Source organism: Streptomyces sp. NPDC004752, from assembly GCF_053601275.1.
The window spans coordinates 1-21,120 of record NZ_JBSGBN010000160.1 but is presented as its reverse complement, the minus strand read 5'-3'; the positions used below and the strand labels follow the sequence as shown (position 1 = coordinate 21,120).

22 protein-coding genes are annotated in these 21,120 nt (G+C 72.9%); 7 read left to right on the top strand and 15 right to left on the bottom strand.

The annotated features are described in order from the left end of the window. The coding region (locus tag ACWEKM_RS40545) for an RNA-guided endonuclease TnpB family protein (protein ID WP_451626303.1) at positions 1–452 on the top strand (452 nt) is incomplete at its 5' end. A 71-nt stretch (positions 453–523) separates the two neighbouring features. Here the strand turns inward: ACWEKM_RS40545 and ACWEKM_RS40540 are convergent. The 4 genes from ACWEKM_RS40540 to ACWEKM_RS40525 all read right to left on the bottom strand — a co-directional run bounded on the left by ACWEKM_RS40540 (position 524) and on the right by ACWEKM_RS40525 (position 4,452). Then, on the bottom strand, positions 524–1,225 hold the full coding sequence (locus ACWEKM_RS40540) for a response regulator (RefSeq protein WP_451626302.1): 702 nt from the start codon (positions 1,223–1,225) through the stop codon (positions 524–526). Beyond that, entirely contained in the window at positions 1,222–2,562 is a 1,341-nt protein-coding gene (locus tag ACWEKM_RS40535) for a sensor histidine kinase (RefSeq protein ID WP_451626301.1), read from the bottom strand. Before ACWEKM_RS40535 ends, ACWEKM_RS40540 begins: the two co-directional genes overlap by 4 nt. Continuing rightward, complete coding sequence (locus tag ACWEKM_RS40530) at positions 2,559–3,590, bottom strand: hypothetical protein (protein WP_451626300.1); 1,032 nt, start codon at positions 3,588–3,590, stop codon at positions 2,559–2,561. Before ACWEKM_RS40530 ends, ACWEKM_RS40535 begins: the two co-directional genes overlap by 4 nt. An 88-nt stretch (positions 3,591–3,678) precedes the next feature. Beyond that, positions 3,679–4,452: an IclR family transcriptional regulator gene (locus ACWEKM_RS40525; RefSeq protein ID WP_451626299.1), complete on the bottom strand. Its 774-nt coding sequence runs from the start codon at positions 4,450–4,452 to the stop codon at positions 3,679–3,681. Positions 4,453–4,703: 251 nt separating this feature from the next. On the opposite strand from ACWEKM_RS40525, the gene ACWEKM_RS40520 reads away from it, so the two are divergent. The 4 genes from ACWEKM_RS40520 to ACWEKM_RS40505 all read left to right on the top strand — a co-directional run bounded on the left by ACWEKM_RS40520 (position 4,704) and on the right by ACWEKM_RS40505 (position 9,023). After that, the gene (locus ACWEKM_RS40520; protein WP_451626305.1) at positions 4,704–6,233 is read left to right on the top strand and encodes an aldehyde dehydrogenase (NADP(+)); all 1,530 of its coding nucleotides are present in this window, start codon (positions 4,704–4,706) and stop codon (positions 6,231–6,233) included. 136 nt (positions 6,234–6,369) lie between these two features. Then, complete coding sequence (locus ACWEKM_RS40515) at positions 6,370–6,978, top strand: DUF1349 domain-containing protein (RefSeq protein WP_451626298.1); 609 nt, start codon at positions 6,370–6,372, stop codon at positions 6,976–6,978. Positions 6,979–7,147: 169 nt separating this feature from the next. After that, positions 7,148–7,864 (top strand): DsbA family oxidoreductase, encoded by a 717-nt coding sequence (locus ACWEKM_RS40510; RefSeq protein WP_451626297.1) that lies wholly within the window; start codon positions 7,148–7,150, stop codon positions 7,862–7,864. A gap of 97 nt (positions 7,865–7,961) precedes the next feature. Then, positions 7,962–9,023, top strand: a complete 1,062-nt coding sequence (locus ACWEKM_RS40505; RefSeq protein WP_451626296.1) for an aminotransferase class V-fold PLP-dependent enzyme — start codon at positions 7,962–7,964, stop codon at positions 9,021–9,023. 13 nt (positions 9,024–9,036) lie between these two features. Here ACWEKM_RS40505 and ACWEKM_RS40500 read toward each other — a convergent pair whose 3' ends face one another. From ACWEKM_RS40500 to ACWEKM_RS40470, 7 genes are all read right to left on the bottom strand, one after another. After that, entirely contained in the window at positions 9,037–9,510 is a 474-nt protein-coding gene (locus ACWEKM_RS40500; protein WP_451626295.1) for an SAM-dependent methyltransferase, read from the bottom strand. Between the two features lie 31 nt (positions 9,511–9,541). Next, complete coding sequence (locus ACWEKM_RS40495; protein WP_451626294.1) at positions 9,542–9,673, bottom strand: hypothetical protein; 132 nt, start codon at positions 9,671–9,673, stop codon at positions 9,542–9,544. Between the two features lie 93 nt (positions 9,674–9,766). Next, on the bottom strand, positions 9,767–10,651 hold the full coding sequence (gene thpD / locus ACWEKM_RS40490) for an ectoine hydroxylase (protein ID WP_451626293.1): 885 nt from the start codon (positions 10,649–10,651) through the stop codon (positions 9,767–9,769). 4 nt (positions 10,652–10,655) lie between these two features. Next, positions 10,656–11,060, bottom strand: a complete 405-nt coding sequence (locus ACWEKM_RS40485) for an ectoine synthase (protein ID WP_451626292.1) — start codon at positions 11,058–11,060, stop codon at positions 10,656–10,658. A 69-nt stretch (positions 11,061–11,129) separates the two neighbouring features. Continuing rightward, positions 11,130–12,401, bottom strand: coding sequence for a diaminobutyrate--2-oxoglutarate transaminase (ectB, locus tag ACWEKM_RS40480; protein WP_451626291.1), 1,272 nt, complete (start codon positions 12,399–12,401; stop codon positions 11,130–11,132). An 11-nt stretch (positions 12,402–12,412) separates the two neighbouring features. Further along, positions 12,413–12,931 carry a diaminobutyrate acetyltransferase gene (gene ectA, locus ACWEKM_RS40475; RefSeq protein ID WP_451626290.1) on the bottom strand — a complete coding sequence of 173 codons (519 nt, stop codon included), beginning with the start codon at positions 12,929–12,931 and terminating at the stop codon, positions 12,413–12,415. 280 nt (positions 12,932–13,211) lie between these two features. Next, on the bottom strand, positions 13,212–14,312 hold the full coding sequence (locus ACWEKM_RS40470) for a pyridoxal-phosphate-dependent aminotransferase family protein (RefSeq protein ID WP_451626304.1): 1,101 nt from the start codon (positions 14,310–14,312) through the stop codon (positions 13,212–13,214). Positions 14,313–14,663: 351 nt separating this feature from the next. Between ACWEKM_RS40470 and ACWEKM_RS40465 the strand changes: the two genes are divergently transcribed. Together ACWEKM_RS40465 and ACWEKM_RS40460 are read left to right on the top strand one after the other, a co-directional pair. After that, a complete protein-coding gene (locus tag ACWEKM_RS40465) occupies positions 14,664–15,755 on the top strand; it encodes an amidohydrolase family protein (RefSeq protein WP_451626289.1) in 1,092 nt (363 codons plus the stop codon). Between the two features lie 157 nt (positions 15,756–15,912). Further along, a complete protein-coding gene (locus tag ACWEKM_RS40460) occupies positions 15,913–16,890 on the top strand; it encodes an SCO1860 family LAETG-anchored protein (protein WP_451626288.1) in 978 nt (325 codons plus the stop codon). 744 nt (positions 16,891–17,634) lie between these two features. Here ACWEKM_RS40460 and cobC read toward each other — a convergent pair. From cobC to cobJ, 4 genes are all read right to left on the bottom strand, one after another. Further along, complete coding sequence (gene cobC / locus ACWEKM_RS40455) at positions 17,635–18,729, bottom strand: Rv2231c family pyridoxal phosphate-dependent protein CobC (protein WP_451626287.1); 1,095 nt, start codon at positions 18,727–18,729, stop codon at positions 17,635–17,637. Then, entirely contained in the window at positions 18,719–19,696 is a 978-nt protein-coding gene (locus ACWEKM_RS40450) for a sirohydrochlorin chelatase (protein WP_451626286.1), read from the bottom strand. Before ACWEKM_RS40450 ends, cobC begins: the two co-directional genes overlap by 11 nt. Further along, the gene (locus tag ACWEKM_RS40445) at positions 19,693–20,283 is read right to left on the bottom strand and encodes a precorrin-8X methylmutase (protein ID WP_451626285.1); all 591 of its coding nucleotides are present in this window, start codon (positions 20,281–20,283) and stop codon (positions 19,693–19,695) included. The genes ACWEKM_RS40450 and ACWEKM_RS40445 overlap by 4 nt, the downstream gene beginning before the upstream one ends. Beyond that, positions 20,280–21,120, bottom strand: an 841-nt coding sequence (cobJ, locus tag ACWEKM_RS40440; protein ID WP_451626284.1) for a precorrin-3B C(17)-methyltransferase, incomplete at its 5' end; no start/stop codon positions are given. The genes ACWEKM_RS40445 and cobJ, both read right to left, overlap by 4 nt.

Below are 21,120 nucleotides of genomic sequence, written 5' to 3'. Positions count from 1 at the left end.
ACTTCCTGCACAAGCTCTCGACTCGACTCGTCCGTGAGAACCAAACGGTTGTGATCGAGGACCTCACCGTCCGCAACCTGCTGAAGAACGGCAGGCTCGCGCGCGCCATCTCCGATGCGTCGTGGACGGAACTGCGCTCCATGCTGGAGTACAAGTGCGCCTGGTACGGGCGCGAACTCGTGGTGATCGACCGCTGGTTCCCCAGCAGCAGGCTGTGCGGGACCTGCGGCACGGTCGCGGCGAAGATGCCGCTGAACGTCCGCGAGTGGACATGCGACTGCGGGACCACGCACGACCGTGACGTGAACGCCGCGAAGAACATTCTGGCCGCCGGGCTGGCGGCGTCTGCCTGTGGAGACGGTGTAAGACCCCAACGGGAGTCCTCCCGGACGGGGCAGCCGTCGGTGAAGCAGGAAATCCGGCGGGCGACCGCCGGAATCCCCCGCCTTTAGGCGGGGGAGGAAGCCAATTCGGTCACAAGGGCGAGGGAACGGCGGGAAACGTTCCCGTCGGCCCCGTTTTCTCATCGTGTGCTCAGGAAACCCGCTTCGTACGCGGCGATCACCGCCTGGGTGCGGTCCCGGGTCCCCGTCTTGGCCAGGACCGCCGCCACATGTGTCTTCACCGTGGCGGGCCCCACCTCCATCCGGCGCGCGATCTCCGCGTTGGTCAGCCCGCCTGCCAAATGCCGCAGCACCTCGCGCTCGCGGCCCGTGAGCCTTGTCACCCAGTCCGGGGGAGCCGGGTACGCGCGCGCGTGCTCGGCGGCGAGGCTCCGCACGGCCGACGGGAACAGCAGGCTGTCGCTGCGCGCGACGAGCCGCACCGCCTGTACGAGGGTGTCGGCGTCGGCCCGCTTCAGCAGGAACCCGGCGGCCCCGGCGCGCAGGGCGTCGTACACATACGCGTCGTTCTCGAAGGTGGTCACGACCACGACGCGCGGCGGCGCGTCGGGCGCGGCCAGGATGCGCTCGGTGGCCCGGATCCCGTCCATCTCGGGCATGCGCACGTCCATCAGCACCACATCGGGCCGTAGCTCCCGCACGACCGACACGGCCTCGGTGCCGGTCGCCGCCTCGCCGACGACCGTCAGGTCCGGTTCGGCGGAGAGGATGGCGCGTAGGGCGGTGCGGACCATGCGCTCGTCGTCCGCGACGACGATGCGGATCGGCGGCGGTGCCGACGGTGGTGTCCGCGGTGTTGTCGGCGGCGGCGGTGATGTCATACGTGTCCCTTCCACGGCAGTCGTACGTGCAGCCGCCACACTCCGCCGGACGCGCCCGCCCGGCACTCCCCGCCGAGCAGCCGCACCCGGTCGGCGATGCCACGCAGGCCGTGCCCGCCGCCGGGACGGGAGACATCGGCGGGACCGGAGGCGTCGGTGGGACGGGAAGCGTCGCCGGGACGGGAGGCGCCGCTGGGACGGGAAACATCGGCGGGACGGGAGGCGTCGGCGGTGCCCAGGGGGTTCTCCACGGTGATCTCCAACCGTCCGTCGGCGGCACCGATGCGCAGGGCGACCGGTTCACCCGCCGCGTGTCTGAGGGCGTTGCTCAGCCCCTCCTGCACGATCCGGTACGCCTCGCGGGAGACGAGCGGCGGCAGCGTGGCGGGGTCGGCGTCGACGGCGGCCGTCACCCGCTGCCCACCGGCCCGGGTGCGGCGCAGCAGCCCGTCGAGGTCGGCCGCGAGGGTCGGCGCGGGCGCCGTGCCGGGCGGGTCGCCGTCCCGCAGCACACCGAGCACGGCGTCGAGTTCGCCGACCGTGCGCCGGGCGGTGTCCTCGATGGCGGCGAGTGCCTCGCGGACGAACTCCGGGTCGGCGTCCAGGACCCGGCGGGCCGCGCCCGCCTGAAGGGTGACCGCGCTCAGCGCGTGCCCGACGGAGTCGTGCAGCTCGCGCGCGAGCCGGTTGCGCACGGCGAGGTCGGCCGCGCGCGCCTCGGCCGCCGCGAGCCGGTCCTCGGGCGTGGGCCCGAGCAGCGCGGGCGCCCACCGGGCGAGCAGCGTGCCGCACCCGGCGGCGCAGCCCGCGAGGGCAAGCAGCAGGGCGACGCCGGCGACCGGGCAGAGCGGCAACGCCCAGGGCCTGCCGAGGACTTCGGGCAGCCCTAGTCGCGAGTCGCGCAGCACCGCGGGAACGGGCAGCACGATCAGCACGAACGCCAGTGGCGGCACGGCGAGGGACAACCCTGAGACGGCCCCGCCGAACCCGAGGTGCAGGGTGAACCAGGCCGCCGTGCGCGCCCGCGCGGCCGGGGTCCGGGCGGGGCCGTGGTCGAGTGCGTCGGGCGGGAGTGCGCACAGGGCGCGCGCGGCGGCGGCCGCCAGCGGCCGGGTCAGCGGAAACGGCAGCGAGGTGAGCGCGGCGAGCGGCAGTCCCAGGGCGAACGAGGCGAGTTGCAGCGGCAGTTCGGCGAACACGTCGCGTGAGCCGGTGAGCGGGCCGACGATCACCGCGCCGACGTAGACGTACGGCATGGCGAGCGCGCCGCCCAGGATCAGATGGATCCAGCGGCGGCGCGCGGTGCGGCCGAACAGTGACCGGGCGAACTCCCTCACGCCGGTGGCCGCTTCGGGGCTTCGGCGGACCGCTCGGCGCAGAAGTGGATGCCGAGGGCCGCGACCAGGACGCCGACGACGAGCTGACCGGCGTAGGTGAGGTTCATCAGCTGCGTCGGCAGCTCGGCGGGGTCGGCGCCCCCGCCGAGCGGGGCCAGTGACAGCCAGCCGCCCCAGCAGGCCACGGCGGCCGCACCGATCCAGGCCAGGGCCAGCGGCACCATGACCGGCAGGGTCCGGCCGCGCCGGAAGGCGAGCAGGCAGCCGCCGATGACGGCGGCCAGGAGGAAGCCGATGCCCACGGCCTCCACCACATAGAAGTCACTGCTGCGGTCCGCGGCACGGCCGGGATTGAGCCCGCCGGTGCCGCCCAGCAGCCAGACGAGATGGGCGCCGAGGGGGAGCAGCGCGGCGAGGGCCGCGCCCTGGGCGCACGCCTGCTGCGCCGCCCCGGTGACCCCGGCCGGCAGATCGCCCATCCGGCCCCGCCACACCCGGCCCCACCGGTCGCGGGCGTACAGCGCGAACAGCGCGCCGAGCGCGAGCCCCTGCACGATGAACCCGGTGTAGACGACCCCGTACACCCATGCGTCGAGGAAGGGCCGGCGCCCGGGATCCGCGGGCCCGCCGCCACCTCCGCCGAGCGCGTCGGCGACCAGTTGGAGCGGGTATCCGGCCGTGATCGGCGCGAGCAGTCCGGTGCCGACCCAGACGGGGAACACCGCGGTCCAGGCGGGTGCGGTCCGCGTCCGCGGCCGGGTCAGCGCCACCGCGAGCACGATCACGACCGCGTCCAGCAGCATGCTCAGCGCGTTGGCGACGGCCATCGCGGCGCGGTGCTCCAGCAGGGAGCTGCCCTCCGGTATGCCGATCCGGCTGCCCGCGAGCCAGGCGGCCTTGAGCCCGATGTACGGCACACAGGCCACGATCGCGACGGACCGCAGCAGCCGGCGGCGCGGGTCGACGCCGCGGGCGGGGGCGGGGGCCCGGGGCGCGGGCACGGCGGCGGAGGCCGGGGGTGGTGTCATGGGTCCACGCTCCCGCACCCGCCGGGTCCGGCACCTCCTGCGCCGCGACGATCCGCCTCCGCCGCGCGGGGGAGACGGCCCTCGTCCGTCACAGTCTGCGCGTGGCCAGCGTCAGCCGGTCGCGGGCGTCGAACAGGGCGTCCTTGACCATCTGTTCGTGGGCGGGGGTCAGCCGGGCCACCGGCACCGAGCAGCTGATCGCGTCGCGGGCCGGGGTGCGGTAGGGGATGGCGACGCCGAAGCAGCGCAGCCCGAGCGTGTTCTCCTCCCGGTCGACGGCGAAGCCCCGCTCCCGGATCTGGTGCAGCTCCTCGATGAGCTGCTCCCGGTCGGTGATGGTGTGCTCGGTCAGGGCGGGCAGGGTCTGCGGGAGCAGCTTGCGCACCTGCTCGTCGCTGTGGGTGGCGAGCAGCGCCTTGCCGAGGGAGGTGGAGTGCGCGGGCAGCCGGCGGCCCACCCGGGTGAACGGGCGCAGATAGTGCTGCGACTGGCGGGTGGCCAGGTAGACGACATTCGTGCCGTCCAGGCGGGCCAGGTGGATGGTCTCCGTCGTGTCGTCCGACAGGCGGTCCAGGGTGGGGCGGGCCGCGGCCACCACCTCGTCGCCGTCGATGTACGACGTCCCCACGAGCAGCGCCCGCACCCCGATGCCGTAACGTGTGCCGGTCGCGTCCGTCTCCACCCAGCCCAGCTCCACGAGCGTGCGCAGCAGCATGTACAGGCTGGACTTGGGGTACCCGACGGCCTCCTGGACGGCCGCGAGGGAGTGCATTCCCGGCCGGCCGGCGAAGTACTCGAGCAGTTCGACGGTCCGCACCGCCGACTTGACCTGCGCCCCGCCACCCGCCTCGGCTGTCGCCATCGCCCTGACCCCTTCGTTCGACGAGAACCCGGAGATATAGTCTCGCGGTGTATTCATCACCAGAGACGGCGTTCAGCATATCGAACAGTGCTGGTGGATGAGTGGGGAACCGTGGCAGTGCGGCGGCAGGATCCGCGGCACCGCGGCGGCAGGGCAAGCGGCCATACACCGGCCATGCATCGGTCATGCACCGGCCGTATATCGATATATCGGCCATCTATATGTCGGCCATCTATGTGGAGGGACCCGCGGTGGCAGCAGCACCAGTCTGGAGTGTCGACCCGCGTACCGGGAAGCAGCGTGCACAGGTTGCGACGGAGGCCACGGCCGGGGAGGTCGACGCCGCCGTCCGAGCCGCCCACGCCGCGCGCGGCTCACTGGCCGACCGCGCGGTCCGCTCGGCCTTCCTGCGCTCGGCCGCGGCGGGCCTGGACGCGGCCCGGGACCGGCTCGTCGAGGCCGCCGACGCGGAAACCGCGCTCGGCCCGGTCCGGCTGACCGGCGAACTCGCCCGCACCACCTACCAGTTGCGCGCCTTCGCGGACAGTGTCGACGAGGGCGCCTTCCTCGACGTCATCGTCAACCACCCCGACGACACCGCCACCCCGCCCGTCCCGGATCTGCGCCGTATCAAGGTCCCGCTCGGCGTCGTCGCCGTCTACTCGGCGTCCAACTTCCCCTTCGCCTTCTCCGTCGCCGGCGGCGACACCGCGAGCGCGCTGGCCGCGGGCAACCCGGTGGTCGTCAAGGCCCACCCCGACCACCCGGCCCTGTCCGAACTGGTCGCCGACGCGCTGCGGCGCGCCGCCGCCGAGCACGGCATCCCCGCGGGTGTCGTCGGCCTGGTGCACGGCTTCGAGGCGGGCCTCGAACTGATCGGGCACCCGCTGGTCGCGGCGGCCGGGTTCACCGGTTCCGTGCGCGGCGGCCGTGCCTTGTTCGACGCGGCGGCCGCCCGGCCGGTCCCGATCCCCTTCCACGGCGAGTTGGGCTCCCTGAACCCGGTCGTCGTCACGGAGGCCGCCGCCGCCGAGCGCGCCGAGGCGATCGGCACCGGACTCGCCGGGTCGATGACCCTCGGCGTCGGCCAGTTCTGTGTGAAGCCGGGCCTGGTGCTCGCGCCCTCGGGCGCGGCGGGCGACCGGCTGGTGAAGTCCCTGGCCGACGCCGTGCGCGGCACCGAGGCCGGGGTCCTGCTGGACCACCGTATGCGGGACAACTTCATCGCCGGGGTCGCCGAACGTGCCGGACTCGACGGCGTGGACTCCCCGGTCACCCCGGGCGCGGCCGGCGAGCACACGGTGAGCGCGGGCTTTCTCACGGTGCCGGCCGCCAAGCTGGCCGAGGAAGGGGCGTACGACCTGCTCCTGGAGGAGTGCTTCGGACCGGTGACGGTCGTGGCCCGCTACGAGGACGAGGCGGAGGTCCGCGCCGTGCTGTCCCGCCTGCCCGGCAACCTCACCGCGACCGTGCAGCTGTCCGCCGAGGAGGCGGCGGGCGCCGGCCGCGGCGCCGAGATCCTGGCCGAGCTGACCCCGCTGGCCGGGCGCGTCCTGGTCGACGGCTGGCCGACGGGGGTCGCGGTGGCGCCCGCGCAGCACCACGGCGGCCCGTACCCGGCGACGACCTCCACCTCGACCTCCGTGGGCGGCACGGCGATCGAGCGCTGGCTGCGGCCGGTCGTCTACCAGAACACCCCGGCGGCCCTGCTCCCGCCGGAGCTGCGGGACGACAACCCGCTGGGGCTGCCCCGCCGGTTCAACGGAGCCCTGGAGCGGTAGGCCGCAGGGGCGCGGGGAGTTCGACGGAGACCCGCAGGGGCGCGGGGAGTCCGGCGGCCGGGCGAGCGTCGCGTCTTGCCGCGCGGTTTCCCACGCCCCTCGGGCGACCGCGGCCGACGCCTGCGAGAATCGGCCGATGGACCTGGAACTTCCCGAACTGCCCTTCCCCCTGCGTACCTACGGACCCGACGGCCACTGGTCCTACGAGGACGGCGTGCTCACCGGGTGGGCCGGTCCCCGGCAGGACCGCTTCGTGCCGCCGACCGGCCAGGCCCTGGACCCGGCCTCCGACGCGCCCCGGCTGCTGGGGGCGCCGGAGGGGGACTTCCAGCTGATCGCCCGGGTCACCGTGGGGTTCCGGGCCGCCTTCGACGCCGGTGTGCTCTACGTCCACGTCGGCGACCGGGCCTGGGCCAAGCTCTGCCTGGAGTACTCCCCGGACCTGCCCACCGTCTGCACGGTGGTCACCCGCGGTCACTCCGACGACGCCAACTCCTTCACCGTGGACGGCAGTTCCGTATGGCTGCGGATCAGCCGCACCGGCCGCGCCTTCGCCTTCCACGCCTCCCGCGACGGCGAGCGCTGGACCTTCGTACGACTGTTCACGCTGGGCGGGGAGAAGGAGACGGACGCCGCCCTCGTCGGCTTCCTGACCCAGTCGCCGATGGGGGAGGGGTGCGTCGTGACCTACGACCACATCGAGTTCCGGCCCGTCTGGCCGAGCGATCTACGAGACGGCAGCTGACCGCGCGGGCCCGCCCGCACCCGGTGCGGCGGACCCCCCTCCCGACAGGCCGGCGGACCGGGGAATGAAACAGACTGCTTGAACGTTCAGCCAAAACGCGGGGACTGTCTCCGCGCCGCCGGAGGCGGGGATCGTCTCCGCGCCGCCGCACCTGGAGAGAGCCGAGAACATGCGCGTCGAGATCTGGAGCGACATCGCCTGCCCCTGGTGTTATGTGGGCAAGGCCCGCTTCGAGAAGGCGCTTGCGGCCTTCCCGCACCGCGACGGCGTCGAGGTGGTGCACCGCTCCTTCGAGCTGGACCCCGGCCGCGCCAAGGGCGACGTCCAGCCGGTGCTGACGATGCTCGCCCAGAAGTACGGCATGAGCGAGGCGCAGGCCCAGGCCGGGGAGGACAACCTCGCCGCGCAGGCCGCCGCCGAGGGCCTGGACTACCGCACCCGCGGTCGCGACCACGGCAACACCTTCGACCTGCACCGCCTGTTGCACTTCGCCAAGGAGAACGGCCGCCAGGACGAACTGATCCAGATCCTGTACCGGGCCAACTTCGCCGAGGAGCGCTCCGTCTTCACCGAGGGCGAGGAGCGGCTGGTGCGGCTGGCCGCCGAGGCCGGACTCGACGCCGACGCCGCCCGCGCGGTGCTCGCGGACCCGGCCGCGTACGCCGACGAGGTCCGCGCCGACGAGCGCGAGGCCGCACAGCTCGGCGCGAACGGTGTGCCCTTCTTCGTCCTCGATCGTAAGTACGGCGTCTCCGGCGCCCAGCCCGCCGAGGTCTTCACCGAGGCCCTCACCCAGGCGTGGGGCGAGCGCTCCCCGCTGAAGCTGATCGACCAAAGTGCCGCCCACGCCTGTGCCCCGGACGGGTGCGCGGTGCCGCAGAACTGAGAAACCGCAGGTCGGGGCGGACGTATAAGCACCGCTGAGGGGAACCCCTTAACCATCCGCAATGGACGGTGACTTCACGCGGTCGCACAGTGGACCCATGGAGACCTTCGAGAGCGTCGTCCGCGCCGAGTTCGCCCCGAAGAACACCTTCCTCAACACCGCGAGCAGCGGACTGCTCCCGGCCCGGTCCGTCGCCGCGCTGCACGAGGCGGTGGCGCTCCGGGCCACGGGCAGCCCGCTGGACCCGCTGTCCGAGGACGTCGAGCTGGCCCGGGCGTCCTTCGCCCGGCTGGCCGGCGTCCCGGTCACCCGGGTGGCGGCGGGCCCCTCCGTCGCCGCGCACACCGGCCTCGTCGCCCTCTCACTGCCCGCCGGTGCCGAAGTCCTCACCGCCCAGGCCGACTTCACCTCCGTGGTGAACCCGTTCCATATGCGTGGCGACCTCAAGGTGCGGGCCGTCCCGCTGGAGCGGCTCGCCGACTCCGTCCGGCCGGGCACCGCGCTGATCGCGGTCAGCGCCGCGCAGTCCGCGGACGGCCGGGTCGCCGACCTGCCCGCGCTGCGCGCCGCGGCGGCGACCCACGGTGCCCGCACCTACGTCGACTTCTCACAGGCGGCCGGCTGGCTGCCGATGGACGCCGACGCGTTCGACTTCACCGTCTCCACCACCTACAAGTGGCTGCTCGGCCCGCACGGCGCGGCCTTCCTCGTCGTACCGGAGGACTACGGCGCGCTGACGCCGGTGCTGGCCGGCTGGGCCGCGGCGGAGAAACCCTGGGAGAGCTGCTACGGGCCCATCGAGCAACTCGCCCACTCGGCCCGGCGGTTCGACGTGAGCCCGGCCCTGTTCAGCTACGCCGGGCTGCGCCCCTCGCTCGCGCTGATCGAGGAGATCGGCGTGGCCGCCGTACACGCCCACGACCTGGCCCTCGCCGACCGCTTCCGCGCCGGACTCACCGGGCTCGGCCACGAGGCCCTGCCCGCACCCGGCTCGGCGATCGTCTCCGTCCCGGGCCTCGGCCACCGCCGCCCCGAACTGGCCCGCGCGGGCATCGAGACCTCCGACCGCGCGGGCCATCTGCGGGCCTCCTTCCACCTGTACAACACCCCCGGGGACGTCGACCGCCTGCTGGACGTACTCTCCGACCACCCCAATTGACCGGTGCCTTCCATCAGTTCTTCGGCGCGGCCCAGTATTCCCTGAGCATCTCTCCCGGCCAGGCGGGCTCTTGGATCTCGCCGCGGGGCCCCATCTCAGTGAAGTACGGCGCCAGGTCGTAGACAGGGGTTCCGTCGACCGCGTCGAAGTCGGCCACACACAGGTCCAGACCCTCGACCTTGAGCAGGCGCGGAAAACTGGTGGCGAGCTGGTTCGGTCGCCGATGGTTACGGTGCGCGAAGGTGCCCGAGGGCGCCCAGCGGGGGTCGTTGCGAGGGCTGCGCGCGTGCAGGGCGACGTCATCCGGGGACGCCTTGCTGAAGTGCCAGGTCACGACCAGGTGCGAGAACTCCTCCAGGCCCTTCACCACGTCAAGGGGGAACTTCGGGTCCAGACGGATGATGGACGCGACGTCACCCCAGTAGTCGTCGGCGACCTCCGTGCGACCGCCGACGACGTTGCCGATGGGCTCGATCCGCAGCGTCATTACGCTCCCTTCCTCCCGCGACGTGAGGTGATCAATCTACGGTGCGCAGGTAGTCGGTGGCCCTCGTGGGCGGTGTCTCCTTCGCCGTCTGCAGCGGGTCGGTGACAGCCGTGAGCAGTCGGATCCGCGCTCCTTCCGAGGGAGGCGGGTCCGACTGCTTCATGGGTGCGGGCATGCCGGGCCGTGCGTGTGGGAGTGCCGCACATCACGGGCCTGGCATGCGGTGCTGGCTTGCCTGGTCGGCTGGGGGACTGGCTCAGCGGATCGGTGTGAAGTCCCGTGCGCCGATGAACTCCGGGCGTCGTACCGGGGCCGCGAAGGGTTCGACCGCCGTGTTCTCCACGCTGTTGAACACGATGAAGACGTTGCTGCGCGGGAACGGGGTGATGTTGTCGCCCGAGCCGTGCATGCAGTTGCAGTCGAACCAGGTCGCGGAGCCCGCGCGGCCGGTGAACAGCCGGATGCCGTGCGCGCCCGCCAGGGCGGTCAGCGCCTCGTCGGACGGCGTGCCCGCGTCCTGCATCTGCAGCGACTTCTTGTAGTTGTCCTCGGGTGTGGCTCCCGCACACCCGAGGAACGTGCGGTGCGAGCCCGGCATGATCATGAGCCCGCCGTTGGTGTCGCGGTTCTCGGTCAGCGCGATCGACACGGACACCGTCCGCATGCGCGGCAGCCCGTCCTCCGCGTGCCAGGTCTCGAAGTCCGAGTGCCAGTAGAAGCCGCTGGCGCCGAAGCCCGGCTTGACGTTGATCCGGGACTGGTGGACGTACACGTCCGAGCCGAGGATCTGCCGGGCCCGTCCGACCACCCGCTCGTCGCGGACGAGCCCCGCGAACACCTCGCTGATCCGGTGGACCTCGAAGACGGAGCGGATCTCCTTCGACTTCGGCTCCACGATCGCCCGCTCGTCGGCGCGGACCGCCGGGTCGGCGATCAGCCGGTCCAGCTCCCGCCGGTAGCGGTCGACCTCGGCGTCGTCGATCAACTGCTCGACGGTGAGGAAGCCGTCGCGGTCGTACGCCCGCAGATCGGCGGCCGGGACGGGGCCCGGCGCGTCGGGGGAGCCCCAGACGACCGGGTCCTGGCGCGGCTGGGACACCTCGGTGGCGCCGCGGCTGGGGTAGAGGTCGGTGACCGTCATGTGCTCAGACCTCCTCGGGCTCGGTGAGCAGGGGATAGACGCCGTTCTCGTCGTGGTCCTCCCGTCCGGTCACGGGCGGGTTGAACACACAGATGCAGCGGAAGTCCTCCTGGACGCGGAGCGTGTGCCGCTCGTGCCCGTCGAGGAGGTACATGGTGCCGGGAGCGATCGAGTACGTCTTCCCGGTCTCGTGGTCGGTGAGTTCGGCCGCGCCCTCGACGCAGACGACGGCCTCGATGTGGTTGGCGTACCACATCGACGTCTCGGTGCCGGCGTACAGGACGGTCTCGTGGACGGAGAAGCCGACCCGCTCCTTGGCGAGCACGATCCGCTTGCTCTCCCAGGTGCCGGATGCCGCCTTCACATGACGGTCGGTGCCTTCGATCTCCTTGAACGAACGGACGATCACGGTGGTGCACAGCCTCCTTGGTGGAAGTGAAGTGTCGTGGTGCGACGGCGCCGGACGATGCCGGAGGGGTCAGACGGTCTCCCGTACGGCGCGGGCGAGGATGCTCAGCCCCTCGTCCAGCTCGTCCGGGGTGACGGTGAGCGCGGGCAGCAGCTTGACGACCTCGCTCTCCGGGCCGGACGTCTCGATGAGCAGCCCGAGTTCGAAGGCGCGCCGGGCCACCCGGTCCGCGCGCCCCTTGTCGTGGAACTCCAGGCCCCACACGAGCCCGCGACCCCGGTACTCCTTCACATCGGCGAGGTTCTCCTCGGTGACGGCGATCAGTCCCCGCTCGATCCGCTCGCCCCGGGCCCGGGTCTGTTTCTCCATGACGGGGCCATCGGCCCAGTAGGTCTCCAGGGCCGCGGTGGCGGTGACGAACGCGGGGTTGTTGCCGCGGAAGGTGCCGTTGTGCTCGCCCGGCTCCCAGATGTCCAGCTCCGGCCTGAACAGGCACAGCGACATGGGCAGTCCGTAGCCGCTGATGGACTTCGACACGGTGACGATGTCGGGCACGATGCCGGCCTCCTCGAAGGAGAAGAAGGCACCGGTGCGGCCGCAGCCCATCTGGATGTCGTCGACGATCAGCAGCATGTCGCGGCGCGCGCACAACTCGGCCAGCTCGCGCAGCCATTCGGGCCGGGCCACGTTGATGCCGCCCTCGCCCTGCACGGTCTCGACGATCACCGCGGCGGGCTGGTTGAGCCCGGAGCCCTGGTCGCCGAGGAGCCGCTCGAACCAGAGGAAGTCGGGGACCCGTCCGTCCAGGTAGTGGTCGAAGGGCATCGGCGTGCCGTGCACCAGCGGGATCCCGGCCCCGGCCCGTTTGAAGGCGTTGCCGGTGACGGCCAGCGAACCGAGGGACATGCCGTGGAAGGCGTTGGTGAACGACACGATCGCCTCGCGTCCCTTCACCTTCCGCGCCAGCTTCAGCGCGGACTCGACCGCGTTGGTGCCGGTCGGGCCCGGGAACATCACCTTGTACGGCAGGTCCCGGGGGCGCAGCACCAGGTCCTGGAAGGTCTGCAGGAACGACCGTTTGGCCGTGGTGGACATGTCCAGGCCGTGGGTGACCCCGTCCCGCATCAGATAGTCGATCAACGCCCGTTTGAGTACGGGGTTGTTGTGGCCGTAGTTGAGTGAGCCCGCGCCGGCGAAGAAGTCGAGGTACCGGTGCCCGTCCTCGTCGTACATCAGGCTGCCCTGGGCACGGTCGAAGACGGTGGGCCAGCCGCGGCAGTAGCTGCGCACCTCGGACTCCAGGGTCTCGAAGACGCTCAGATCGGGCTGGGTGATGGTCACGTGATCGCTCCTCAGTGCGACGAGTGGGGGGTGAGCGGGCCGATCCGGTACAGGACCTCCGGCTGGTGCGGGCCGTCCGGGAACAGCCCGGAATCGAACAGCACCTCGTGGGTGACTTGGGCACCGTGCCGGGCGGCGTACGAGGTGAAGAGGCGCTCGGAGGCGGTGTTGCCGGGGGTGATGGTCGTCTCGACGGAGGTGATGCCGTGCCCGGCGCCGAGCCGCGCGGTCAGCCCGTCGAGCAGCGCGGCCGCCACACCGTGGCCGCGGTAGGCCGCCTCCACCGCGACCTGCCACACGAGCAGGGTCCGCGGGCGCTCGGGCCGTACGTACCCGGTGACGAAACCGACGGGCGCCCCGTCCGCTCCGCGGGCCACCGCCGAGGTGCCCGCGAAGTCGCGGCACCACAGCAGATAGCTGTACGCGGAGTTCAGATCGAGGGTTCCGGAGTCCTTGGCGATACGCCAAAGATTGGTGCCGTCCGTCACCGCTGGACGGTCGATGAGTAGGTCTGCTTGTGCGGCAGTCATGCGTATTGAATTTAGCGAGCGGAATTCAATAATGCACGGTTGCGTGTGGGTATCGCTTCACAAGCAGGTCGATATGTAGCGCTTTGACCTGCATCAAAAGGTGCAAATGGATCCGGTTGTGGAATGTGTCACACGGGTGAAACTCGCGCGAAAAACTTCTTGTTTAGCCTTGGAAAAAGCGGGCAGAAGAACTCGGGAAAGCTATCCGAAAATAAGGAGGCGAATTATCGAGAACTTCAGGTCCCGGTCACACGCCCGATGAGATGAAGGATGTCCGCGGTCACCGGTATACGGACTCGGCGGCACGGTGGGCGTCCGCCAGGTCCACGGTCAGCCCCTGCTCGGAGAGGGCCGCACCCAGCGCCGCCAGGGAGCCGCGCACCGCCCCCACCGTCGCGTCCGCCCCGTAGTGGTTGACCCGGATCATCTCCTTGGCCAGCGCGCTGCCCCCCGCGGCCAGCGGCAGCGCGGGGTCACTCGCCAGCGCCCGGTCGACCAGCTCCGACGCGATCACCCCCGGCGGCACCCGCAGGGTCGTGGCCACCGGTGCCGCGTCCTTGGCCTCGTACACATACGGCTCCAGACCCCCGCCCAGCGCCAGCGCGCCCGCCCGCGTGGCCAGCGCGGCGCTGCGGTGCCGGGCCATCAGCGCGTCCAGGCCCACGCTCTCGATCCGCTCCACACACGCCTGAAGCGCCAGCATCTCCAGCTGCGCCGGCGCGTGCGGCAGCGCGGTCCGGCCCGCGTCGATCCAGCGCTCCTTCCAGTCGAGCAGGGAGAGGTAGGAGCGGCGCGGGGCACGCGGGTTCGCCGCCATCCGGGTCCAGGCCCGCTCGCTCACCGATACCGCCGACACCCCCGCCGGGCCGCCCATCGCCTTCTGCGCGCCGATCACGCACAGGTCCACGCCCCAGGCGTCCGGCAGCACCGGCTCGGCGCCGACGGAGGCCACCGCGTCCAGATAGAACAGCGCGCCGTGCGCCCGCACCACCTCGCCGATCTCCGCGACCGGGTTGGTGTTCCCGGTCGCCGCCTCCGCGTGCACCAGGGAGACGAAGTCGATCTCCGGGTGCTCGGCGAGGGCCGCCCGGATCCCGTCCGCGGTGGCCGCCGTGTGGAACGGCACCGACAGATCGACCACCGTCGCGCCGCAGTCCCGCAGCCAGTTCCCGAAGGTCTGGCCGTACGGTCCCGTGATCACGTTCAGCGCGGTGGTGCCGGGACCCGCCGTCCCTCGGATCGCGCCCTCCAGCGGCAGCAGCGCCTCGCCCTGCATGATCACGACATCCTGCCGGGTGTCGAGCAGCCGGGCCACCCGGTCCTCGACGGCGGCGAACTGCGCGGCGGTCAGCGGGGGCAGATCGAGGAAGGGGTGGGTCACGGCGGTGCTCTCTTCACTCACGAGGGGTCGATCCCGACGAGCGTAACCGGCCCCCGCATCCCACCTGTGACCGGTGGCTTCTCAGGTCAGAGGCCCCCTGGGGGCATGGGATTGCTTGGGGGGAGACCGCGATGGGCCCTTGTTGTCGATGGGCTCTTGTTATCGGACGCCGTTGTCGGATGCCGTTGTCGGACGCCGTCATCGGACGCCGCCTTTCCGGAAGCCGCACTCCCTCCACAGGAGGTCCGGTGAACACGCTCCCCGGCCGCCGGACCCGCTTGTCTCCTGCGAGGGAAAGTGAGCCCCGACCGGGTGGGCCATGGGGACCGGCGGCTCACTAAGGTGCCGTACATGAGCGATCGCGCGGTGCTGCATGTGAAGGGGCGGGTCCTCGTCGGTCCGGACGAGGTCCGCGATGAACTGTGGGTCGTCGGTGGGCGGATCTGCTACGACCGTCCGGTCGGCGCCCGCGACGTGACGTCCGTGACCGGGTGGGTGCTGCCCGGCCTGGTCGACGCCCACTGCCACGTGGGCCTCGGCACCCAGGGGCCGGTCGACGCGGACGCCGCCGAGAAGCAGGCGCTGACCGACCGGGAGGCGGGCACCCTGCTGGTCCGCGACGCGGGCTCGCCCTCGGACACCCGCTGGGTCGACGAGCGCGAGGACCTCCCGAGGATCATCCGGGCCGGCCGGCACATCGCGCGTACCCGCCGGTACATCCGCGACTTCGCCCATGAGATCGAGCCGGACGAACTCGTCGCCCACGTCGCCCAGGAGGCGCGGCGCGGCGACGGCTGGGTCAAGCTGGTCGGCGACTGGATCGACCGCGACCTCGGCGACCTGGCCGCCTGCTGGCCGCGCGAGGCCGTGCGGGCGGCGATCGCCGAGGCCCACCGCCTCGGCGCCCGGGTCACCGCGCACTGCTTCGCCGAAAGCTCCCTGCGCGACCTGGTCGAGGCGGGCATCGACTGCATCGAGCACGCCACGGGACTGACCGAGGACCTGATCCCGCTGTTCGCCGAGCGCGGCGTGGCGATCGTCCCGACCCTCGTCAACATCGCGACGTTCCCCCGGCTCGCCGCCGGCGCCGACACCAAGTACCCGCGCTGGTCGGCGCATATGCGGCGGCTGTACGAGCGGCGCTACGACACGGTGCGCGGCGCCCATGACGCCGGCATCCCGGTGTACGTCGGCACGGACGCCGGGGGTTCGCTGGCGCACGGCCTGGTCGCGGCCGAGGTCGCCGAACTGGTCGCCGCGGGCATCCCGCCGGTCGACGCGCTGTCGGCGACCAGTTGGGGCGCCCGCGCCTGGCTCGGCCGGCCCGGACTGGCCGAGGGCGCGCCCGCCGACCTGGTCGTGTACGAGGCGGATCCGCGGGCGGACGTACGGGTGCTGGCCGCACCGCGGCGGGTGGTGCTGCGGGGTCGGGTCGTCGGATAGGTGAACGCGGGGAACAGGAACACCTGTGCAGTGGGATTCGAAGGTGTGCGCGGAAAGTCCACGAACGAGTGAAGTAACTGAGGATCGCTGACTGTTCACCCACAGTGCGTAATTCTGGCCGGGTCCCAAGCACATTCCACTGGGGGGTCCCACCGCCTTGAACAGCAATGACTTCCGTATGTCCGCACGCCGTCTGGCCGCCTTAGCGGCGGCCACGGCCCTCGCCGCGGGCCCGGCGGCGCTGGCCGGCGCGAGCGCCGCGCACGCGACCTCCGACCAGGGTCGCGCCGGTGCCGTCGTCCTGCGCACCGGGCTCGATGTGTCCCTGCTCAACAAGACCGTGAACGTCCCGCTCGCGGTCTCCCTCAACGAGGTGCAGGCACCGCAGAGCGCCGACAGAACGGCGCTGTCCGCCCGGCTCGACGGCGTGGACGGCGGCAATCCGTTCACCGTGCTCGGCGCGGACGTGGCCACCGCCAAGGCCACCGTGGCCGACGGCCGCGCCGAGGGCTTCGTGCGGCTCGCCCACGCCAGGCTGCATGTCCCCGGCCTGCCCCTGCTGTCCCTCGTCGAGATCGACGGCGTCACCTCCAAGGCGACCTGCGAGGCCGGGAAGCAGCCCATCGCCTCCGCCAATGTGCTGGGCGCGGTGACGGCGCTCGGCAAGCGGGTCACGCTCAGCGCGGGCGGCCCGACCGAGGTCCGGGTGCCCGGGGTCGGCGAGGTGCGCCTCGACCTGTCGAAGCGGGAGACCACGTCCCGCACGGCCGCCGCCACCGCGCTCGAACTGAAGGTCTCGGTCAACCCGTTGAAGCTGAACGTGGCCGAGGTCGAGGGGACCGTCACCCTCGCCAAGGCGACCTGCGAGACGCCCGACGCACCCGCCAAGCCCACCGATCCGGCGAAGCCCGCCGATCCGGCGAAGCCCGCCGATCCGGCCAAGCCCGCGGACCCGGCGAAGCCCGCCGACCCGGCCCAGGCTGCGTCGGAGGTGAAGCCCCAGGGCGCCGCGGCGAAGGCCGACCTCGCGGAGACCGGCGGGAGTTCGGCGACGCCGTACATCGCGGGCGGCGCGCTCGCGTTCGTCCTGGCGGGCGGCGGCGCGGTGGCCCTGGCACGCCGCCGCCGGAGCTGACCGTCCGACGCGCCTCCCCCGGGTCGGCCGCCCCGGGGGAGGGGGTGGGCAACTGCTCGCTGGTGAGCGTGTACGAGGGTGGTTTACTTCGATCGTGTGATCGTCGGTTCACGGGCTTGCGGCGCGCAGTCTGGGCCGGGGTAGTGCCGTAGTGCGATCTGGGACGCCGGGTGCGGTGCCGGCGTGCGGGGCCCCTGTATCACCGGAGAGATGGTTCAGGGCCTCCCCGTCGCCTCTGGCCGCAGCCACGGCCAGGTCGTGAGGGGCTCCGCCCGTCCGGCTCGGACCACGGACGCGATCCGTGTCGCCGCCCGGGATGCGAAAGCGGACGACCAGTGCGCCCAAGACCGTTCGGGGCGTGCCAGTGCGCGGACTGACTCCCGCTCACTGTCCAGGAACGGTACGCCTACGGCTGGTCCCGCTCCGGGACGGTGGCGGTGTCGCCGCGCGAGCGACCGAACCGGACCGAAACCCGGACCGAACCGGACCGAAACCCGGACCGAACCGGACCGGAACCCGGACCGAACCGGACCGGGGACCCGAGCCGGGCCGGGAATCCGAGCCGGAGTCGGCCGCCGGGGTCAGACAACCGTGTGCCCCGGTGGCCTCGCCCACGGGAGGACACCTCTCGGCGGTCCCGTGCGGGGAAGGGCAGGCCCCGAGGTGTAAGTCCGGGGCCGGGGCGACCCCGCGGGGTCAGTCTGGGGCGGGCCCCGAGGGTCAGTCCGGGGCGGACACGAGGGGTCAGGCCGGGTCCGGTCCGGTCGGGGGGTCGGCCGGACCGGGCAGCGCGGAGTCCAGGGCGCGCAGCAGGCCGTCCGTGGTGGCCCGGTCGCGCACCGCCACCCGGACCCAGTCCGCGCCGAGCCCCGGGAAGGTGTCCCCGCGGCGCACGGCGTAGCCGAGGTCGCGCAGCCGCCGCCGCACCCCGGCTGCATCCGCCACGCGGACCAGGACGAACGGGCCTTCGGCCGGTTCCGTCACCCGCACCCCGCGCGCGCCCAACGCGGACAGGCCCGCCACCAGGTGGGCCCGGTCGGCCGCGATGCGCTGGGCCGCGTGCGCCGCCTCCGCCAGGGCCCTTGGCGACACACACGCCCGCGCCGCGGCCAGCGCAGGCGTGGACACCGGCCACAGCGGCTGGGCCCGCGCCAGTTCCGCGACGGTCTCCCGGGCCGCCAGGAGATAGCCGATGCGCAGCCCGGCCAGGCCCCAGGTCTTCGTCAGGCTGCGCAGCACGACAAGTCCGGGCACATCCGTCCGGTCGGCCAGCGCCTCGCGCTCACCCGGCACCGCGTCCATGAACGCCTCGTCCACCACCAGCGTCCGCCCGGGACGGGCGAGTCGGGCGAGCGTCGCGGCCGGGTGCAGCACCGAGGTGGGGTTCGTCGGATTGCCGATCACCACCAGGTCGGCCTCCTCGGGGACGGCCGCCGGATCCAGCCGGAAGCCGTCCTCGGCGCGCAGCAGGACCCGGCCCACCGTGTGCCCCGCGTCGCGCAGCGCCGCCTCCGGCTCCGTGAACTGCGGGTGCACCACCACCGGCCGACGCACCTTCAGAGCGCGGGCGAGCAGCACGAACGCCTCGGCCGCACCGGCCGTCAGCAGCACCCGCTCCGCCCCGACCCCGTGCCGCGCCGCCACCGCCGCCCGCGCGGCCCGCCCGTCCGGGTAGGCCGCGAGTCCGGTCAGTGACTCGGCGATCCGCTCCCGCAGCCAGTCCGGCGGGGTGCCGGCGCGGACGTTGACCGCGAGGTCGACCAGCGTCGACCCGTCGTCCCGGACCTCGGCGTCGCCGTGGTGGCGCAGATCGGGTCCGGCGCCGTCCTCAACGGGCATGGGCGTGACCGCCGTGCTGATGCCCGTGCTGGGATCCGTGGTGGTGCCCGTCGTGCTGATGCCCCTCCTGGTGGTGTCCGTCGTGGTGGTGCCCGTCGTCGTCCGGGTGGAAGTGCGGCTGCTGCGGCAGGCCCACCTTGTCTTCAAAGCCCGGCAGCGCGATCCGGTACACACATGAGTCGCAGTTCATCCGCAGATCGCCCTGGACGGCCTCCGCGTACCGCTCCATCACCAGGTCGAGCAGTTCCGGTTCCGGCCCGATCACGTCCGCGCAGCGCACGTCCCGGTCCGGGTGCGCGGCGGCCCAGCCCGCGGCCTGCTGCCGCACCCGCTCCGGGAGGACGCCGGTGAACAGGAAGTACGGCAGGACCACGATCCGGCGGGCCCCCAGCCGGACGCACCGGTCGAGGCCGCTCGGCACATCCGGCGCCGCCAGCGACACGAACGCCGTCTCCACGCCCGCGTACCCGCGTCCCTCCCACAGCAGCCGCGCCGCCTTGTGCACCTCGGCGTTGGCGTCCGGGTCGGTGGAGCCCCGGCCGACCAGCAGCACGGTCACATCGGCCCGGTCGGCGGGCGTGCGGGCGGCACCCCCCAGGGCCTCGTCGAGCCGCCGCTCCAACACATCCAGCAGCGCCGGATGAGGGCCCAGCGGGCGGCCGTAGGCATACGAGACGCCCGGGTGCCGTTCCTGCTCGCGGGCCAGCGCCGCCGGGATGTCACCCTTGGCGTGTCCCGCGGACACCAGCATCAGCGGCACGGCGGCGAACCGGCGCACGCCCCGCTCCACCAGCTCGGTCACGGCCTCGCCCAGCGGCGGCCGGGACAGCTCGATGAAACCGCCCGCCACGGGCAGTTCGGGGTGGCGGTCCCCCAACTCCCGTACGAAGGACCGGAACGCCTCGGCTCCGGCCTCGTCCCGGGTGCCGTGGCCGGCGATGAGCAGAGCGGGCGGCGGGGTGGTCACTGAATCTCCTCGGTCGGTGAAGTCGGGTGGTACAGAAGGGCGTTGAGGGCGGCGGCGGCCACCGCCGAACCGCCCTTCTCGGAGACGTTGCTGACGGCGGGCAGCCCGCTCGCGCGCAACGCGGCCTTGGACTCGGCCGCGCCGACGAAGCCGACGGGCAGGCCGATGACCAGCGCGGGGGAGGCGTCCAGCGTCAGCAGTTCCTCCAGCGCGGTCGGCGCGCAGCCGATCACCCAGAGCGCCCCGGGGCCGACGTCCTCGTACGCCAGCCGGACCGCGTGCGCCGAACGGGTCAGCCCCGGCCCGGACTCGGCGTCCCGCAGTCGGCAGACGGTCTCGCGGCGGGTGATGCCGGCCGCGACCATCTCCACGTCCACGACGACCGGCGCCCCGGCGTGCAGCGCGGCGTGCGCCCGCACCAGGTCCTCTTCGGCCAGGACGAGGTCGTCCGCGTACCCCAGGTCGGCGGCCGAGTGGATGACCCGCTCCACCACGGACCGGGTCAGCGGCGGGAAGCGCGAGGTGTCCAGCCGGGCCCGCAGCCGCCTGTAGGACTCCTGCTCGATCGGGTGGATCACACGGTTCACCGGGCCTCCTCCTGCCGGGTGTCCTGCCAGCGGTAGCCGCGTGGGGTCACCATGCGTCCCGCGATCTCACGGGTCGCCGTGTTGCCCACCGTCACGACCGTCATCATGTCCACCCACGCCGGGTCGAGCGCGCCCAGGGTGGTCAGCCTGCTCGACTCGTCGGCCCGCGACGCGTTGCGTACGACACCGACCGGCGTGGCCGGTTCGCGGTGCTCGGCGAGGAGCGTCAGCGCCTTGGGCAACTGCCAGTCGCGGCCCCGGGACCGCGGGTTGTAGAACGTCACCACGAGGTCCGCCTCGGCCGCGGCCCGCACCCGCCGCTCGATCACCTCCCACGGCGTGTGCAGGTCGGACAGGCTGATCGACACATGGTCGTGGCCCAGCGGCGCGCCCAGGACCGCCCCGGCGGCCAGCGCCGCGGTCACGCCCGGCACACCGACCACGTCGATGTCGTCGGACGCCTCGGCGAGCGCGGGCGACGCCATGGCGTACACGCCCGCGTCCCCGCTCCCGATCAGTGCGACCGCGTGGCCCGTCCGGGCCTCGGCGACCGCCGTCCGGGCCCGCTCCTCCTCGGCGCCGAGGCCCGACTCCAGGACCCGGGTGCCCGGCCGCAGCAGGTCACGGATCTGGTCGACGTACTGATCGAGACCGACGAGCACGGAGGCCCGCCGCAGTTCGGCCTCGGCACGCGGAGTGAGCAGATCACGGGCGCCGGGGCCGAGCCCGACGACCGCGAGCCGCCCGCGCGCGGGCCGCCGTGCCACCGCGCAGGTCGCCATGGCGGGCCGTGCGGCCGACTTCCGCTTGGGGACGAGGAGTTCCCCGCCGCGCCGC